At 32.9% G+C, this 18,767-nt stretch carries 17 protein-coding genes; 4 read left to right on the plus strand and 13 right to left on the minus strand.

Going from position 1 to position 18,767, the window contains the following annotated elements:
* Positions 1 to 2,049, minus strand: coding sequence for an alpha-glucuronidase family glycosyl hydrolase (locus ACY3JM_RS08980; protein WP_463111309.1), 2,049 nt, complete (start codon positions 2,047 to 2,049; stop codon positions 1 to 3).
* 171 nt (positions 2,050 to 2,220) lie between these two features.
* Between ACY3JM_RS08980 and ACY3JM_RS08985 the strand changes: the two genes are divergently transcribed.
* Together ACY3JM_RS08985 and ACY3JM_RS08990 are read left to right on the plus strand one after the other, a co-directional pair.
* Positions 2,221 to 3,333: an oxygen-binding di-iron domain-containing protein gene (locus tag ACY3JM_RS08985; protein ID WP_463083347.1), complete on the plus strand. Its 1,113-nt coding sequence runs from the start codon at positions 2,221 to 2,223 to the stop codon at positions 3,331 to 3,333.
* Between the two features lie 5 nt (positions 3,334 to 3,338).
* A complete protein-coding gene (locus ACY3JM_RS08990) occupies positions 3,339 to 3,539 on the plus strand; it encodes an FmdB family zinc ribbon protein (protein ID WP_463083346.1) in 201 nt (66 codons plus the stop codon).
* A gap of 29 nt (positions 3,540 to 3,568) precedes the next feature.
* Here the strand turns inward: ACY3JM_RS08990 and ACY3JM_RS08995 are convergent, their stop codons facing one another.
* From ACY3JM_RS08995 to ACY3JM_RS09025, 7 genes are all read right to left on the minus strand, one after another.
* Positions 3,569 to 4,678, minus strand: a complete 1,110-nt coding sequence (locus ACY3JM_RS08995; protein WP_463083345.1) for a DUF362 domain-containing protein — start codon at positions 4,676 to 4,678, stop codon at positions 3,569 to 3,571.
* The gene (locus ACY3JM_RS09000) at positions 4,675 to 5,229 is read right to left on the minus strand and encodes a macro domain-containing protein (RefSeq protein WP_463083344.1); all 555 of its coding nucleotides are present in this window, start codon (positions 5,227 to 5,229) and stop codon (positions 4,675 to 4,677) included. Before ACY3JM_RS09000 ends, ACY3JM_RS08995 begins: the two co-directional genes overlap by 4 nt.
* Before the next feature lie 87 nt (positions 5,230 to 5,316).
* A complete protein-coding gene (locus tag ACY3JM_RS09005) occupies positions 5,317 to 6,270 on the minus strand; it encodes an ABC transporter ATP-binding protein (protein ID WP_463111310.1) in 954 nt (317 codons plus the stop codon).
* Complete coding sequence (locus ACY3JM_RS09010) at positions 6,267 to 7,256, minus strand: ABC transporter ATP-binding protein (RefSeq protein ID WP_463083342.1); 990 nt, start codon at positions 7,254 to 7,256, stop codon at positions 6,267 to 6,269. The genes ACY3JM_RS09005 and ACY3JM_RS09010 overlap by 4 nt, the downstream gene beginning before the upstream one ends.
* Positions 7,257 to 7,260: 4 nt before the next feature.
* Positions 7,261 to 8,121, minus strand: coding sequence for an ABC transporter permease (locus tag ACY3JM_RS09015; RefSeq protein WP_463083613.1), 861 nt, complete (start codon positions 8,119 to 8,121; stop codon positions 7,261 to 7,263).
* 31 nt (positions 8,122 to 8,152) lie between these two features.
* Entirely contained in the window at positions 8,153 to 9,154 is a 1,002-nt protein-coding gene (locus ACY3JM_RS09020) for an ABC transporter permease (RefSeq protein WP_463083341.1), read from the minus strand.
* A 48-nt stretch (positions 9,155 to 9,202) separates the two neighbouring features.
* Positions 9,203 to 11,083 carry an ABC transporter substrate-binding protein gene (locus tag ACY3JM_RS09025; protein WP_463111311.1) on the minus strand — a complete coding sequence of 627 codons (1,881 nt, stop codon included), beginning with the start codon at positions 11,081 to 11,083 and terminating at the stop codon, positions 9,203 to 9,205.
* A 252-nt stretch (positions 11,084 to 11,335) separates the two neighbouring features.
* Here ACY3JM_RS09025 and ACY3JM_RS09030 point away from each other — a divergent pair, with 252 nt between their 5' ends.
* Both ACY3JM_RS09030 and ACY3JM_RS09035 read left to right on the plus strand, forming a co-directional pair.
* A complete protein-coding gene (locus ACY3JM_RS09030) occupies positions 11,336 to 12,724 on the plus strand; it encodes a radical SAM protein (RefSeq protein ID WP_463083339.1) in 1,389 nt (462 codons plus the stop codon).
* A gap of 3 nt (positions 12,725 to 12,727) precedes the next feature.
* Entirely contained in the window at positions 12,728 to 13,315 is a 588-nt protein-coding gene (locus ACY3JM_RS09035) for a helix-turn-helix domain-containing protein (RefSeq protein ID WP_463083338.1), read from the plus strand.
* Here ACY3JM_RS09035 and ACY3JM_RS09040 read toward each other — a convergent pair.
* The 5 genes from ACY3JM_RS09040 to ACY3JM_RS09060 form a co-directional block, all read right to left on the minus strand.
* Positions 13,280 to 14,446 carry a glycosyltransferase family 4 protein gene (locus ACY3JM_RS09040; protein ID WP_463083337.1) on the minus strand — a complete coding sequence of 389 codons (1,167 nt, stop codon included), beginning with the start codon at positions 14,444 to 14,446 and terminating at the stop codon, positions 13,280 to 13,282. The two genes, ACY3JM_RS09035 and ACY3JM_RS09040, sit on opposite strands and share 36 nt — an antisense overlap.
* Positions 14,430 to 15,404 (minus strand): NGG1p interacting factor NIF3, encoded by a 975-nt coding sequence (locus ACY3JM_RS09045; protein WP_463083336.1) that lies wholly within the window; start codon positions 15,402 to 15,404, stop codon positions 14,430 to 14,432. The genes ACY3JM_RS09040 and ACY3JM_RS09045 overlap by 17 nt, the downstream gene beginning before the upstream one ends.
* A gap of 147 nt (positions 15,405 to 15,551) precedes the next feature.
* The gene (locus ACY3JM_RS09050; RefSeq protein ID WP_463083335.1) at positions 15,552 to 16,979 is read right to left on the minus strand and encodes a family 43 glycosylhydrolase; all 1,428 of its coding nucleotides are present in this window, start codon (positions 16,977 to 16,979) and stop codon (positions 15,552 to 15,554) included.
* A gap of 1 nt (position 16,980) precedes the next feature.
* Positions 16,981 to 17,856: a carbohydrate ABC transporter permease gene (locus ACY3JM_RS09055; protein ID WP_463083334.1), complete on the minus strand. Its 876-nt coding sequence runs from the start codon at positions 17,854 to 17,856 to the stop codon at positions 16,981 to 16,983.
* A gap of 4 nt (positions 17,857 to 17,860) precedes the next feature.
* The gene (locus ACY3JM_RS09060) at positions 17,861 to 18,766 is read right to left on the minus strand and encodes a carbohydrate ABC transporter permease (RefSeq protein WP_463083612.1); all 906 of its coding nucleotides are present in this window, start codon (positions 18,764 to 18,766) and stop codon (positions 17,861 to 17,863) included.
* Position 18,767: the final 1 nt, after the last annotated feature.

The raw sequence follows: 18,767 nt of genomic DNA on the forward strand, positions 1-18,767 counted from the left end.
TTATGGATATATTTTCCTTCCCTTATCGTCGGGAATTCCAGTCTTTCTAAAGAAATAAGTATTTATAACATCTCTCCATTCCTTCGCATGTTCCAACTGCATTTCCAATCTTTTAGAAACTCTTTCAAATATTTTATCATCAATTCTTTCTTTCAATTCATACCATTTTTCCTTAAGAACTTCTACTTCTTCTACCCCCTCAAAATGGAGGTCATATATTTGCTGTATAAGAGTTTTTCCAGATTTCAAAATAAATTTATATGGAACCCTGTGGAAGAAAAGAAGTAAGTCTTCTGGACATTTATTTATATCATCATAAATCTCTCTCCAAGGAGAATGATATTGAAGAGTATAACCTGTTCCTTTTGAAGTTCTATCAATTCCTATAGCCTCATAATTTGCCCTATGATATGTACCCCAACGAGAATACTCATAACCTTCAGGATTGGGTCCATAATGATACCCAGGATTCACCATCCAACCAAGTCCAAAAGGGGTTGTATACTTTTCATAAATTCTATGAGAATTTAACAACATATAAGAAATATTTTCTCTTACTTTGCTATCATCCCCAAATGTCAATTTTATCCAATCATCTACCACCTTAGCTATATCTCTATCTGGATTCCATGCTAATACTCCAAAAGTATAAAGATTCGCCTGAGCAAGATCATGTCCAGTCCAATTTGAACTATCTCCCACATTTGATACTCCTGCAAAACCATTATATTTAGTCTCAAAAATTTTTCCTTTCAAAATCTCTTTAACTTTTGAGCCTTCACCTTTGGCATAAGTATCAAATTCTAAAATTTCCTTCCACAATGTACCTAAATAACATAGATGAATTTGTTGCCCAGTATACTCTTGTGTTATTTGCAATTCTAAGATTTGATTAGTTTTTTCCATCCCCCCAAAAAGCGGTGATACAGGTTCCCTAACTTGAAAATCCATAGGTCCATATTTTATCTGAAGTACCACATTTTCATAAAAATTTCCATCTAAGGGCTTAAAGTTATCATAAGCTGCTCTAGCTCTATCTGTTTTATAATCTCTCCAGTCTTGCATACAATTATATACAAAGGTTCTCCATATCACATATCCCCCATATGGTTCTAAGGCTTCTGCAAGCATATTCGCCCCATCTGCATGAGTTCTCCCATACATGTGGGGACCAGGGTTAAATTCAGAATCAGCTTTCACCAAAAAGCCTCCAAAATAAGGTATATAATCATAAATTTCTTCTACTTTTGTCTTCCACCAAATGGAAACTCTTTTGTCTAAAGGATCAGCAGTAGAAAGACCGCCAAGATAAATAGGAGAAGCAAAATTAATTGAAAGATAAATTTTTATTCCGTAATCCCAGAATATATTGGCAAGTCTTGAAAGAATCTTCAAATATTTATGGGTTATAAGCTCTACTTCTTTTTTCTTCACATTTACATTATTTATTACAACACCATTTATACCAATGGAGGATAAAAGTCTAGCATAGTCCCTTGTCCTCTCATTTATAATGATTTTGTTATCTTTAAAAAAAATGGAATTTCCTGCATACCCTCTTTCTACTGTTCCATCCAAATTATCCCAATGATTAATTATCCTAAAATAAGATGCAGGATTATCTACATGATTTAAATCATCTAATTTCTCACCTATTCTGAGATTTTCTATTAATTTAAAAACTGCATAAACCAAAGCCCTTTCATTTTTAGCAGTTATAATTAATATGTCTTTATCATTTTCCTTTATCCTCTTAAGTATAAAACCCTCATTATTTAATTTTCTTTCCCACATTTTAGCTTCTTTTATAATATCTTTCATTTGATCGATTTTGCCAATCAAAATATACTTAGAAAAATCAAAGCTTCCTTTTATTACTCTCGGATTAATTTTAAAGGAATATTTTATAAAGTGTTTAAGTTCCTTGATAGGGACCTCAAGAGATTTGTCATTATCTACAATACAAATAGTTCTAAATAAATCAAAATCTTTTATTTTTAAAGTTCTGTAATCCAACCAACACATATCATATGGCTTAACACTACTCATTATTTAACTCCCCTATCTTTTTTAAAAATTATACCATAAAAAATGTTTGCACAATGGTTTTCTAGATAAGAGATTTTATTAGTTTATTTTACTAAAAATTAGATCCTATACATATTTTTAAAAAAGTAGTAAAATAAATGTAAAATTTAAATGTAAGAGGTGAGTTTATATATGCCATTAAAAGTCACAAAGATAAATGATAATATTACTGTGATACAGACACCGGAACAGCCCTTTTTATCTAATTCATATCTTGTTTCTTTAAATGGAAAAGAAAGAGTGTACCTTCTAGTTGACCCAACACCCCAAGAATATTTTAAAGACTTAATCTTTACATTAAACGATCTTATAGGAGGAGTAGAAAATTTAGATTTAATCTACGTAAATCATCAGGATCCAGATGTTACATCATCCTTAGCACCTATAATGGATATGAATAAAAATGCTCTTCTTATTACATCTGAAGATACATGGAGATTAATAAGATTTTATGGTATTCCTAGAGAAAGATTTCAAGCCATAGAATATTTCCCAAATAGAAAAGTAGTACTTAAAACCAATGACACCTTAGAATTTATACATACACCCTTCTGCCACTTTAGAGGGGCTTGGATGCTATTTATTCCAGAGAAAAAAGCCCTCTTTTCAGGTGACCTTTTAGGAGGTCTATCTTCCAGAGAAGTTAATGGGGTATTTGCTACTGAAGATTCCTGGGAGGGAATCAAACTTTTTCATGAAATATATATGCCATCAAAAGAAGCCTTGAGACTTGCAATAGATAAAATAGGTAGGTTAACTCCTCTTCCCGATATTATACTTCCACAACATGGTGACATAATAAGAAAAAATTTAATTGTTGATTTTTTAGCTAAACTCAACGATTTAGAAGTAGGTTTAGATTATATTAAGAAATATGAATCCCAACAACAATTTTACCTCTATGCCTTTAATGAGATTTTACAAAATTTAAAGAATAACTATTCAGATAAAGAAAAATTAATGCAAAAACTGAAGGAGATTAACTCTTCTCCATTTTTCCCAGAATTAATACATTTTGAAAATGGAGTAGCAACAGAATTTAGAATCCAACCAGAAACAGCCATTGAATTGCTTTATGATAAATTTAGCGAGGATGCCCAACGAGAAGAAAGAGAAAGCTTAAGAATTGATATAATTAAAACTCTTAGAAAATATAATCTTGACATCCCTGAAGGTATATTATATGAAAGACAAAGAGTTTCTGAAAATCCATTTAGAAGAATCTTTAAAATATTCCAGAGGTGATATCAATGCCTATATTTGAGTTTAAATGTGAAGAATGTGGAGAAAAATTTGAAAAACTTGTATATTCTAATGAAGAGATACGATGTCCTAAGTGTGGAAGTAAAAATCTAAAAAAACTTATATCTTTGTTTGCCACATCTGGAATTGAACAAGGATCATCAGGTTGTTCTTCCTGTTCAGGAGGAAATTGTAGCTCTTGCCATTAAGAAAGGGAGAGGCTGTTACCTCTCCCTTTTTACATTCTAATTAATTCATAATCTCTACTTCCAAGTCCTATTTCTTCTGCATATTTTATTTGCAAACTCCAATCTATATTAGGATGTATAGCTTTAATTTTATCTTCTCCAGGATTAAAATTATCTGTTAAAGCTGTATCTTTTAGACCAATCTGTGAATTGATTAGGTCACAAGATGCCTGATCTATTGCAACTATATCCCAACTACCTAAAATTCCCACATCAGGAACAATATTAGCATCATGCCAACTTGCACAATCACAATCTGGAGATACATCCATTACAAAATTTATAAAGGCATATTTTGGTTCTTTTTGTTTCAGCATTCCATAAGTAAATTCTGCCATTTTCTCTTGTAATCCTATAGCAGATTCATTCCATAAAATTTTTATAGCGGATGTAGGACAAACAACTGCACATTCGCCACAACCTATACACAAATCAGGCCTTGTTAGCTTAGATTTCTTATTAACAAGTTCTAAGGCTCCAGTAGGACAGTGATTTACACATCTCTTACAGCCAATACAAAGGTTGGGGTTAGGATCAGGTTTAAATTGGGCATGTTGCATTTGTTTTCCTGATCTTGGTGCACACCCCATACCTACATTTTTTATTGCTCCACCCAATCCAGCACTCATATGACCCTTAACATGAGTTAAAACTAAGAGAAAATCTGCATCATGTATAGCTCCTGCCACTTTTATCTTCTTAAAATGTTTTAAATTTACCTCTACTTCCTTATAATAATCCCCATAAATTCCATCAGCTATTATTATGGGGGCTCCTACAGAGGAATATCCAAAACCATTGTAAATGGCTGATTCTAAATGATCCACAGCATTAGCTCTACCACCTTTATATAAAGTATTAGCATCAGTAAGAAAAGGTTTTCCTCCAAGCTCTCTTACAGCTTCCACCACCTGTCTAACAAATATAGGTCTTAAAAAGGCATGATTTCCTGGCTCTCCAAAATGAAGTTTTATAGCTACTATATCTCCCTTTGACATTCTTTCTTCTAAAAGCTTTTTAGCAAGTCTTTTTAATCTTCTCAGAACAGATTGATTTTCATTCTTTGCTCTTAGTGATAAAAAATATACAGGTGACTTCATAAATTTTCCTCCTTTAATGCCTTAATAAAAAGATTTGGAATTTCATTATCTATACCAATGAAATGAATCTCATCGAAAACATTTGGATTATGCTTTATAAAATCAAGAACAGTATTTACAATAATTTTGGTGCCAAGCTCTGGTGGAAAACCAAAAATTCCGCAACTTATTGCAGGGATACTTATAGATTTAATACCCCTTTCTTTTGCAATCTCTAAGACACTTCTTACTGCTTTTCGAAGCTTTTCTTGTTCATTTCCTTCTCCCCATCGAGGACCTACAGTATGGATAACATATTTTGTCTTCAAACTTCCACCAGATGTAACCATAGCTGATCCTACTGGAAGAGGTCCATATTTGGAAACATACTCATCGCTTTCCCTTTGTATTGTTTCACCACCTGCTTTAACTATAGCTCCTGCTACCCCACCTCCATGTTTTAAATAGGAGTTCGCTGGATTAACTATAGCATCTAAATTTTCTTGAGTTATATCTCCTTTAACAACCTTTAACTTAACATCATTTATATCTTTTTCAAATAAAATTTCCATGCCCTTTCACCTCCCTCTCAGTTTATTTCTTGTTATTATAAACCGAAAAGAGAAGCAAAAGGGCATGAAAAAATTATTATCTAAATATTAGGTATAAAGACAACATTTAACAATTCTTCCATCTACCCCCACATCTGGTACTGGATTTTTACATTTATCCATTCTATATGGACATCTACTTATAAATTTACAACCTTTCATTTGATATTCTTCTTCCTCTAAAGTAAGAATCTTAATATCCTTAGTCCATTTTTTCTTTGGATCTGGTTCTGGAATAGATTCTTTAAGTAACATTGTATATGGATGCTTAGGATCTGTTAGTACTTTATCAACAGATCCCATTTCCACTATTTCACCTCTAAACATTATGGCGATCCTATCACTAACATAATATGCTGTGGCAAGATCATGAGTAATATATAAAACACTTAACCCTATTTCTTTTTTAAGTTTTGCAAAGAGATTTACAATGGACATTCTCAAAGAAGCATCAACCATTGATACAGGCTCATCAGCCACAAGAAGAGTAGGATTAGTAAGTAAAGACCTGGCAATAGATATTCTTTGAAGCTGTCCTCCAGAAAACTCACTTGGATATTTATTTACCACGTCATTCCAAGTAAGTCCTACCAAATTTAATGCATTTTCTATCACTTCCTGATAATTACTATTTGCACCAAGATTTTTAGCAGTTTCTACAAGATAATTATGGACCATTCTTAATGGATTAAAAGTTTCAAATGGATTCTGAAAAACCGCTTGTACTTCTTTTCTAATAGACTTCTTATCTTCCTTTTGAGATTCTATTATATTTTTTCCTTTGTATATTATCTTTCCAGATGTAGGTTCAAGAAATCCCAAAATAATCTTGGCAACTGTAGTCTTACCACTACCACTTTCTCCAGCAAGCGTAAAAATTTCAGATTCTTTAATATTAAAGGAGACATTATTAACAGCACTTATCTTCACTCGAGAAAACATAGAACCCAATGTAAAAATTTTTGTTAAATTCTCAACCCTTAATAGTATCTCTTTATTCATAGCTCTCTCTCCTTTGAATATAAAAAGCATGCTACTCTATGTTCTGAATTTACACTTACAAATTCAGGTACATTAACTTTACATTCTTCCATAGCTTGACCACACCTTGGGTGAAATCTACAACCAGATGGTGGGTTTAAAAGGGATGGTGGTGCACCTGGAGCACTTACCCTATATGATTTATCTCCAATCTTGGGCAAAGCTCCTATAAGATATTTAGTATAAGGATGTAGTGGGCTCTCAAAAATCTCGGATGTAGGAGCCTCCTCTACAATCTTTCCAGCATACATTATAGCAATCCTATCAGATATACTTGCATGTACACCCATATCATGAGTAACAAGAATAACAGTGTTCTTCAAATTCTTTTGTATTTCTTTTAATAATTGAATCACTGCTCTTTGAGCCACTACATCCAAAGCAGTAGAAGGTTCATCAGCTACTATGATCTTCGGACTAAGAATAGTAGCAAGAGCTATTGTAACCCTTTGTCGCATACCCCCAGACAATTGGTGAGGATAAGCATCCAAAACCTTCGTGGGCAATCCTAGTAAAGCAAAATGCTCTTCTATATTTTTTCTCCAAGCACTTTTATCAGAAATATCAACATGAGAGCCAATAAAATCCCAAAAAGATTCAATTATTTTTACCACTGGATTTAATACACTCATTGATCCTTGAGGAATATATGAAATATAATTCCACCTTATACTCTCTAAGGACCCATTCGTAGAAAAAATATTTTTATATTCATTATCTATTCTATAATAGACTTTTCCACCTACTACATTTAGTGGTGGCTCTACCATACCATAAAGAGTTTTAATAAGAGTACTCTTTCCACACCCTGATTCGCCAGCAATGCCATAAATTTCATTCTCTTTAATAGATATATTTATATTATCAACTGCTCTTACAGAATGAAGCTTACCCCCTATATCTAATAGATAATAAGCCTTTAAATTTTCTGCCTTTAAGATCTCCATTTCATCACTCCCTTATAACTCTAATTCTTTGTATTCTTGTTCGAGGATCTAAATACTCACTTATACTCACAGAAAGTAGATATAAACTTACAAAAAGCAATACTGATGTTACGACAGGAGTTAACAACCACCACCACAAACCTAAAAGCATTGCTTGATAACTTATAGCCCACTGTAAAACTGTACCTAAGGTTGGAATTTCAAGATTAGTCAAACCTAAAATAGCAAGAGTTATCTCCATTCCAATAGCCCATGACATATTGTTTATCAATGTCGAAAAAACAATTGGAATAACGAAGGGAAAATATTCTTTGAATACTAATTGAATAGTATTTGTGCCAGATAATAGAGCAGTATATGTAAAATCTCTTTCTCTTAAACTTAATATCTGGGATCTAATTACTCGAGCATCCCAACTCCATCCAAAAACACTCAAAATAAGACCTAAGCCTACAAAGCTTAGCCTCCCTTTTATAAGAGATGAAATTAATATCAAAATTGGCAATAGTGGCAAAACCAAGAAGCTATCATTTATTCCCATTAAAAATCTATCCAGCCTTCCTCCTCTATATCCAGCTACGAGCCCAACAATAATAGCTATTATTCTAGAGAAAAACGCAGCTATTATAGCTATAGTTAAAGAGTTCCTTATGGCAAAGGTAAGTTGCCAAAATACATCTTGCCCTTGAGAATTAGTACCCAAAATATGTTGCAATGATGGAGGTAAATCTCTTGGAGCTACATTCCATCTTGTAGGATCATAGGGAGATACAAAAGAAAGCAAAGCTAAAAAGAGAATCAAACATATAATTATAAATCCTACCCTGAATTTTCCATCTCTCAATAAATCTTTAAAGATACCCACCATATTATTACCTCATTCCCTTCAAAAATTTTTATCTATATCTAACACGAGGGTCAAATAATGGATACAATAGATCTATAAGCAAGATAAAGGTTGAAATACCAAAAATAGATATAGTGGCAATTCCCATAATTAAGTTAAAATCTCCCGTAGCAATTGCGTTATATAGTAAAGTTCCCATTCCTGGATAAGAAAACACAATTTCGGTAATAAGAGCCCCACTAAATATTTGCCCCATAGATAAAGCCAAATTAGTAACCTGAGGAAGCATAGCATTTCTAATCACATATTTAAAAGCGATTATTCTTCTTTTTACTCCTCCAGCCCTTGCATAAGTTACAAAATCCTCTTTTACAATATTAGAAACTATAAGCCTCATAGTTTGTAATGTTACTGCAATCCCTAATACCATCATTGAAATTAAAGGTAAGAAAGCATACCTAAACAATTCAAATATAAATTTAATACTAAAACTTGGTACAACACCAACAGGCATACCACCACCCAAAGGAAACCATTTAAGAAGGTACGAAAAAACGATGAGAATTATAAGAGCAAATATATAATAGGGAATTGGCCTTATAACCATAGCTATACTTTCCATAACCCTTGCCCACCTTTTATCATAATAAAAACCTACAATTCCACCTAATATGTTTCCTATAAACCAAGATAAAAAAGTACTTATCGTAAGAAGTCCCAAGGTCCATGGCAAAGAATCCCCTATAAGTTTTATAACTGGAATAGGAAATCTAAAAAGTGATGGCCCAAAATCTCCATTTAAAAGTCTTCCCCAAAAAGCAAAATATTGCTCAAATAAATTTCCTTTCAATCCATATAACTCTTTCAAGGTCTCTGTCATTTTTTCTACTGCCTTTGGATCAAGATAGGTTCCCATTCTTGTAATTGTATTGATCATCTGTTGTACAGGATCCACGGGAGTAAGGCGGGGAACAAAAAAAACAATGGTTACACCAACAAAAATTACTAACAGATATTGTATTAACCTTGGTATCAGATATCTTTTAAACATTCCATACCTCCTTCCATTTTTTAGCCCCCCTTTCGGGGGGCTTATTTTTCATTTTCTTCCTGTTGGCTTCAAGAATGGTAACATGTACTTGAAATTGGGCCAATGATGATATGGTATACAATATGGATTTTCTACTGTTGGATAATTGGTCCAGTAATATTCATCATAGCTTGCTATACCTGGATAAGCACAAGTTGGAATTCCAGCCATTTCTTCAAATGCAATTTTTAATCCTTGCAATCCCAAAGTTTTAACTTTTACACTGTTCCAATCAGTATTTGCCAACTCTTCTATCACTTTATCCATCCTTGGATCAGACCATCTACTAGCATGACCAAATGTACGTTCACCTATTGGTCTTACATATTCGGATCTCCATGCATTAAAACTTCTATACATATCAGGATGTCCACCCCATGGTTCTGTAGCTGGCCAATCAGAAGAAGCCTCAAAATCTCCTACTTGTAGCATCGTGGCTCTTTGCTCTGTTGTCACTACCTCTACATCTATTCCAAATTTTTTCCATTGCTGGGATGCTGCAAAACTATTTCTAAAATCAGGATGGGCAGGATTAGTGTGAGCTAGAATTGTTATTTTCCACGGTTTACCATCTGGTGTTAGCCATTTTCCATCTTTATCTCTCTTAAATCCATTCTTTATCAATAATTTTTCAGCTATATCAGGTGCATACTTGAACCATCCATAACCAAATATTGCCCTAATTTCTTTCGGATCATTTGGAACTGTATATCCTCTTCTCTTAGCATATTCAGCCAGTCTCATAGGTGCATCTGGATCATAAATTTTAACTTTTTGACCATCCACCGTAATAGTAAAGTTTTTCATCCAATTTTCCAAAGGTTCATAATACCATTTCAAATATGCAGGTGTAGGAGGTACAAGAAGTGCTCCCATAGTAGCTGCACCATCAAAAGCAGTTGCTAAGTATTCAACTATATCAATTGATAAAGCTAATGCCCATCTAACTTCCTTATTATTATATGGAGCTTTTGAAGTATTAAAATATATTCCTGTAATACATGGGTCTACATTAACGATGTATGGGAAGTTCTTCATATATGCCCTTGCATATTTATTTGTAGATAATACTGATCTCAACCCTTCCATAGTTAGATCTGCCATGTCTAATTGATGGTTGTTTTGGGCAAGGACTTGTTTCTCAGTTGGTCCATAGTAGTAGAAGAGTACATATTTAGGTTGTGGCATTCCAAAGAGTTTTCCTGTTGGTGTTCTTTGCCAATCTTCTCTCCTCTGCCAGAGTACCCAGTATCCACCTGGATCATAGCTATGTAATACATATGGCCCTGAGCTTATTGGTGGTTTGAAATCAAAAGATACTGGATCTTTTACTTTTTCAAAAACATGTTTTGGTAATGGCCTACAAGCTCCCCATCTATCTAAGAAATAAGCATGAAATCTTGCATTAGGCTCTTTCAGGTCAATCCTAACAGTGTATTTATCAATCTTAGTTAATTTAACAACTTCCTGGAAAGAAGCATAATAACTCATTCCTGAATTACTTTTAGCAAGCTCTATTGTATAGATTAGATCATCCGCAGTAATTTCGACACCATCACTCCAATAACAAGCAGGTCTTAGTTTTACAGTTAGGGTTTTGAAATCCTTACTATACAGAGGAGAAGCAGCAGCTAATGCGTTAATTGCTTTGCCTGTGGCAGGATCTACAATCCATAGCGGTTCTAACATAAGCTGCTGAATACCTCTATCTGGAGTACGCCAAGTGGCAGCCCAAACATTAAAATTATCCGGAGTAACCACTCTACCTGTAAGAATATTAGCAATCAAAGTTTCATTTCTTGGTACATTTGGTCCTAACTGTGAAAAGGCTGTTTGAGATAATGTGATTACCATTAATAATACTAAACTCATGAAAACTAATTTCTTCATAAAATCACCTACCCCAAAAACTTTATTCTATAAAGGATAAAAACAAAATAAAACTTTTTCACCTCCTTTTATTTATAGGAAACCATTAAAGCAATCGTTTTGTTTTATATTATAAACCTCATCATAGTTTTGTCAATAAACATTTAAGAAGGACATATTAAAAACAACAAAGTTACATTATTGACCTTTAGAAAATTGAGATCTATAATTATATAAAATTTTGGTTATTTTGGATTTTTTGGAGGTGAGAGGATGAATACAGGATTAAAAATTAAAATGTACATAGGTGACATACTCTTTGAAAACCTATTTAAATATGTTTCAAAGAATCATGAAAAAAGAATCCCTAAACTTATAAATTTGGCAAGAAAATTTAGCCCTGATGAAGGTACCGACAAAATACTTGATACTGTAGAGGAATATTTATGTAATGAACCTGCAGTGAAGCGCTTAATTCACAGGGCATTTACCGATTACGATCCTAATTATGCAAGTAGAATTTTCACAAATGTAATACTAAACGTAGGGTTTTTCTGGGTATATTTTGACAAAAATAACCAAAAAAAGAACATACCTACCCCCTATACTATCCTTATCAGTCCTACTATGAGATGTAATCTCAGATGTATAGGATGCTATGCAGGAAATTACAGAAAAGAAGATGATCTTCCTCCCGAGGTTCTTGAAAGAATAATAAAAGAGGGAGAAGATATTGGTACATATTTTTATACCATATTAGGAGGAGAGCCTTTTGTTTATCCAGAATTATTGGATATTGTTAATAGACATAAAAGATCTGTATTTCAAATTTTTACAAATGCAACTCTTTTAGATGAAGATAAAATAGAAAGATTTTGGAAAAGTAAAAATGTAGTTCCAGTTCTCTCAATTGAAGGTGGTCAAGAAGAAACAGATAAAAGAAGAGGTAATGGTGTATATGAAAAAGTTATAAAGGCTATGGATCTTTTAAAAGAAGCAGGTATTCCTTTTGGTTATTCTATAACTCTTACAAGATACAACTATGATGCAGTAACTAAACCAGAATTTTATCAATGGTTAGCTGATAAAGGTGCTTTCTTTGGTTGGACTTTCCTCTATATGCCTGTTGGAAAGGATGACGATCCGTCATTAATGCCTACTCCTGAACAAAGGGCAGAATATGGAAAGTTTATAAGAAAAATTAGAGGTCATTTACCCATATTCCCAATGGACTTTTGGAATGATGCACCCTATGTGGGTGGCTGTATAGCAGGTGGCAGAAAATATCTCCATATAAACAATAAAGGAGAAGTAGAACCTTGCATATTTACCCATTTTGCAGTAGACAATATTAAGGAAAAATCTCTTATAGAAGTATTAAATTCAGATTTCTTCAAAGAAATAAGAAAAAGACAACCATTCCATGAAAATCTTTTGCTACCTTGTATGATTATTGATTCTCCTTGGATTCTTAGGGAAATTGTTGCTAAAACAGGAGCACATCCTACTCATGAGGGTGCAGATGATGTGATAACTAAATTCTCCAATATCCTGGATGAATATGCCAAGAATTTGAGAAGAGTACTTAATCCTATATGGAAAGAGGAATTCTATGGAAATATACAAGAAGAAAATACTGAAGAAAAGATAGGAGTGAAATAAAAGGTGAGCCTTACAAAAAGGAGAATACAATTTTTAGAGACATTAAGAAGTTTATATAAAACATACAATAGGCCAATTCACTATGAAGAAGTAGCTCAGAGACTATCAGTAAGTCCAGCTACAGCGTACGATATTCTCCAAACTTTATCTAAAGATGGTTATATAGATATGGTATATCTAAAAGATTTCCAAAATAGTAAAAAGGGTAGAGGCAAAGTATTCTTTCTACCAAAAGAGATAAAAGATGGGATTCAACAAAACATAAATAAAGAGAATAATAATTTAGAAAAGTATTCTAAACCATTGCTTATAGTAATATCCTTTATAACGTTACTACTTAGTGAAATAAAGCTTTCTAAGGAATTAAAATCTTTCTTAGCTTTTCTATTATCAAATTATCAATCTAATTGGGAATTGATTCTCCTTGTAATACCTTTCTTACTAATGAGTTATACAAAGAATCTATATAAATTAATTCCAGAAAGTAGTGTTAAAAAAAGTATTGATGATTATATAACATCCATAAATCAGTTGGCTTCAGAAGAAAAGAAATTATTAGTAAATTTTATCTTCGGTCTTCTTCAAGATTGATCTCCTACGTAGGGAGGAATGGGAAATATCTTTATATTTTACATTACGAAATATTTTCCTCCATTCCTCCCTAAAAGGTTCTAAGGTAATGTAATCTCTACGCATTCTTGGAGGATTTTTTAAAACTTCTCTGTAAACATCCATCATCATTTGGGCTACATTATCTGTACTATATTCATGAGCAAGCATTAAAGCTTTCTTCTTATATTCTTCTCTAAAGCTATTATCTTCAAATAATTTTACAATATAATTTCTAAACTCTTCATCATTTTTGGCTGGAATATACTTATCTTTATACGGTTCTTTATATTCCACATTGTCCCTAAGAAGTAAGGGTAAACCACAAGATGCAGCTTCCAAGACAGCCATTGGAAAATTCTCTTGAAAAGATGGGAAAAAGAATATATCAGCTGCATTCAAATACAAAGGCATATCTTCATAGGGTACAAGTCCAGTAAAGATAACATTAGAAGGAGCAGTCTTTATCTTTTCATTCATCTCCATGTAACCAGCTGTTAAAACTGAGAAGGGCTGTCCTCCTACCCATACAAATTTTATATATGGCAAACTTTTGGCCACCTCAATAAAAGTATCTACACCTTTTCGAGGTTGTAACTGACCAGAACAAATAGCCATAAAATCTTTGTTATTAATACCTAATCTTTTTCTACCCTCTTCTCTTAATTTTAAATCTGGATAAAATCTTTCTAAATTTACAGGATTTGGTACAAAAACAATAGGAGCCTTTACTCCTATCTCCTCTAAATCCCTTTTTACTCTTGGAGCTACTGCTACAACCACATCAGCTAAATTATAGTAATTTTTAAGGTAGAGGGTAAAAAAGGGAAGCCAAACATTAGCTAAAACTAAACTTCCTAAAACTGATTCAGGAACTACATGAGCTGATATTACAAGCCTTTTACCAGTAAGAAGTCCCTTACTTACTGCATATGGGCCCGGAGTATGTAAATGAGCTATATCATATAATCCACTTCCATTTAAATATACTTCCACATCATTTCTTTTTTTCAAAGCTTCCATAAGAACAAGAGTAGCTGTATAAACCCCTTGACCTTCTACCTTCCAAGCTTGAGCTTCTGAAACTATATTAACTTTAATTTTTTCCTTCATTACCATTCACCCTCGAAACTCTAATAAAACCTGCACAATTTAAAATCTCAATACCATTTCTCTCTAAGTAATCCATAAGAATATTCATACCTAATGAATCAGAAGCCATATGCCCTGCAATAACCACATTTATATGATATTTTTCAGCCTCTTTCCTATGTTCATCACTCATATGCATCCCTACTATCGTTCCTACTCCTACCTCTGATAGTTTAGAAATTATATCTACAGGACCTTCCGTTCCTCCAGTCATATCCACAAAAATCTTTCCTGCTCTATTTTTAGGATTACCAACAAGGATTTTAGGAGGATTATTTCTTCTTCCTGCCTCTCGATATTCTGGTATTTCCTCAAGTATATCTAAAACTTCTTGTAAATCATACGGAGTTCTCAAATCAAATATTTTCTGAAGATAAGTAGCTACACAATTATCTGCAGGAGTATGACAACACATGAAAGGGATATTTAGCAATCTTGCTGCATCTACACTTTTATTATGGTTAGCTGGCATAACTTTTCTTTCTACTTCTAATATTCTGGGATACATGACACCTTCTGCATAGTTAATAGGTACTCCAATTTTAGAGAGTAAATCCTCTTGTAAATGCATAACCTCATAAAAATTTGCATAAGCTGGACCAGCAGGATGATGAGAAATCACTAAATCTATCTTAATACCATTTCTTTCAAGCTCTTTTGCTAAAAGAATTTCTGAAGTATCAATATCAATTCCTACAAGGACTCTCTTTACTTCCCTTTCAATATTCCCATTTAAGATTCTTGTATCTGCATAAGGGTTAAATAACTTTTCTTTGTCAAATTTATTTTTACTTTTTTCATCCATTTTCTCATAGTCTTTTTTTGCTCTCTCTAAAATCTCTTGAACCTTATCCCATCCTCTCGGATCATTCTCCATACCAAGTTTAACAAAAAGCTCGTATATTTCTTTTAGTTTCATATCTCTAAAATCCTCCTAATTTTCCTTATTTATTCACCCAATTTACTTATATTATAACAATAAAAATCTTTTTAAACAAAAAAGGGACTATCCTTATTCATAAATTAAAAATAAAGGATAGTCCCTTAGATAGTTTATTTCAAAAAGCTATTTAATCTTTTTTCCCCAAATTGCTATACCTTTTCCACTTAAACCAGTAAAAACAAGAGTAGGTTTCCAATTTTCAAAATCCCATGCTGGTAAAATTTTTACAGTCTCTGATTCATATTTTTGTTGCCTTTCATCTACTACCCATTTAATTTTTAAAGTATTAGGAGACAAAAATTCCCAAATTCCTCTTTTATTATCACCTTCTACATATCCATTATTTAAAAGATTTATCTCTTGTGATTCTGCTTGTATTTTTACATAAGGATCCAATACAATTCTCTCCCAGACACCTATTATTAAACTTTGAGGAATTTCTTGAATTTTCTCTCCTGCATACCTTTCAGGTAATACTACCGGCCATCCATCATCTGTCCATATAATTCTCCTAATATGCAAATACATCCAATTCTTATTTAAAGCCGGCCTGGCATGATGTACTATATACCAGTCATCACCATCCACAAGTACTGAATTATGACCTGGTGCTATCCAACCATCATCATTCTTAAATTTATAACCACCAAGTATCTTAGTACCCACCTCATTAGGAGGAAGTGTTAAATCGGTCATAACATTACCATTATAATCCACATAAGGTCCTGTAATTCTATCAGATCTTGCAACCCTCACATTATAATCTAAAGATAAAGAATCGTAAGACACAAATAGATAATATTTCTTGAATTTAGGATTATAAATTATATAAGAACCTTCAATTGCACCAGAAACTGTTCCTTTTCTCCTTGCTATATTTACACCAAAGCCCTTTTCTGCTGGTTTTCCATTTCTTTTATCAATTTTAATCAAATATATACCTGTCCAAAAAGATCCATAAGAAAGCCATGTATCTCCATTTTCATCAAAAATTAGACATGGGTCAATAGCATTAACAGGATCACCTTGCTTAGATTTTATAACTAAGCCTTCATCCTTCCATGGTCCTTCTGGATTAGGAGATGTTGCTAATCCAATATATGATTGATTCTTTCCAAAAGTAGATGCAGAATAATAAAGATAGTACTTATTATTAAAGAATTTTACATCAGGAGCCCATAAAGTAGAAGCTCTGCTCCATTCAAAGGCTTCTTGAGGAATACCTTTAAAAACATATTTATCATTGTCAAAAACATATCCTACAAACTGCCAATTTATAAGATCTTTTGATTTTCTTATCTGAATTCCAGGTCTTGGAATTCCATAAGCTTTTACATCAGTAGAGTAAATATAGTACCAACCATTATGAGCCTTAATTATGGAAGGGTCATGAACATTATTAATAGACCATTTCTTTTCATCATTTACAATAGAAGCATCAAATAACTCTATTTTTGGTGGTTCAGGAGGATATAAAATACTCTGAGTATAAACATTTTTACAGGATATAATTAATAACAAAATAGCTATCAATATTATCTTCTTTATCATATCATTTCTCACCTGCACTTAAAGAGATTCCTTGCATTAGATACTTATGGAAAACAATAAATATAATTAAAGTTGGAGCTACTGATACAAAAGCTCCTGCCATTAAAGGTCCAATTCCTCTAAAAGGATCTCCCCAACCCGCACTAAACCTTACCAATGCTATGGGAAGAGTTAATTTTTCAGGAGAGTTCAATACAAGTAAAGGCCATAAGAAACTATTCCAAGATCCTAAAAAGGACATTAAGGCTAAAGTAGTTAAAGCTGGCTTAACATAAGGCAAAACAACAGTAACTAAAAATCTTAATCTGGAACAACCATCAATCCAAGCTGCATCCTCCAATTCTCTTGGAATACCTAACATATACTGTCTTAACAAAAATACTCCAAAAGTACTTCCAAGACCAGGCAATATCAATGCCAAATAATTATCCATAAGCCCTAATCTATGAATAATAAAATATTGAGGCACCAAAAATAATACCCCAGGAAAAGCAAGAATAGCTACATAGCTCCAAAAAATTACATTTTTTCCTCTAAATCTTAATCTTGATAAAGCATAAGCAGCTGGAGTAGCTATAACAAGACCCAAAAAGGTTGAAATAATTGCCACAAAGAAGCTGTTTATTATCCCCCTCATTACACTTATACCACTGGCAGGTGAAAATACGATCTTATAATTTTCAAGGGTAGGTTCTTGAGGGATCCATCTTGGAGGATTCTCAGTTATAGCAACTTGCGAAGATTTCAAGGATGTAGATAACATCCAAAAAATAGGAATATACCAAATAGCAGCAATTATCCAAAGTATAATTGATAATACTATTCTTTGTAGTTCTTTATTACTCTTTAAGAGTTTCAGCCAGTTTTTTTCTTGCATAATTTCACTCCTCTGCACTTCTAATTGTCTTAGTAAGCATAAAAAGTTGAATCAAAGCAAAAATTAACACAATTGCAAATATATACCATGAAATAGCAGCAGCCTGTCCTAATTCTTGACGAGTAAAACCAATTAAATAGAGATAATAAACCATTGTCCTTGTACTTCCTGCAGGTCCTCCTCCAGTAAAGAAATAAACCTGGTCAAATAATCCGAACGCTAAAAGTACTTGTCTTACAACATCAAAAAAGAGTACATTTCTCATCCAAGGAAGAGTTACATTCCAGAAAATTCTCCAAGGACCAGCCCCGTCAATTTTTGCAGCCTCATATTGCTCAGGAGGTATTCTTTGTAAAGCACCAAGATATAGTAAAACACTGAATCCAACAATCCACCATACAGTGGTTATAATTATACAAAGCCATGCTCTGGCAGGAGTCTCAAACCAAGAAATAGCTTCACTAAGAATACCAAATTTTGTAAGATAATAATTTAGAAGACCTGTTGGATAAGATGCATATATCCATTTCCAAGTTGTAAGGATACCAACAGAACCAAAGAATGTGGGAGAAACAAAAGCTATTAATAACCATAATTTACCATAAATCTTTTGGTTAAGTATTAAGGCAATAATCATAGCAACTATAATTACTAACGGTATACTAACAACTGCAAAAATTACTGTATTTTTTACTGCAAGCCAAAATCTATCATCTGTCCAAATACGCACAAAATTCTGAAACCCCACAAAAGTTTTTTGTCCTAAAAGATTCCAATTATAAAAACTTATCTGTATATTTGAGATAAGTGGAATAATAATAAACAAAACAAAAAAGAAAAAGTGGGGGAGCAGGAACCCCCAGTTCCCAAGCTCCCACCACACTTTATTAGAAAAAATTTTCAGTTTCATA

It is taken from the genome of Dictyoglomus sp. SSW (assembly GCF_055181335.1).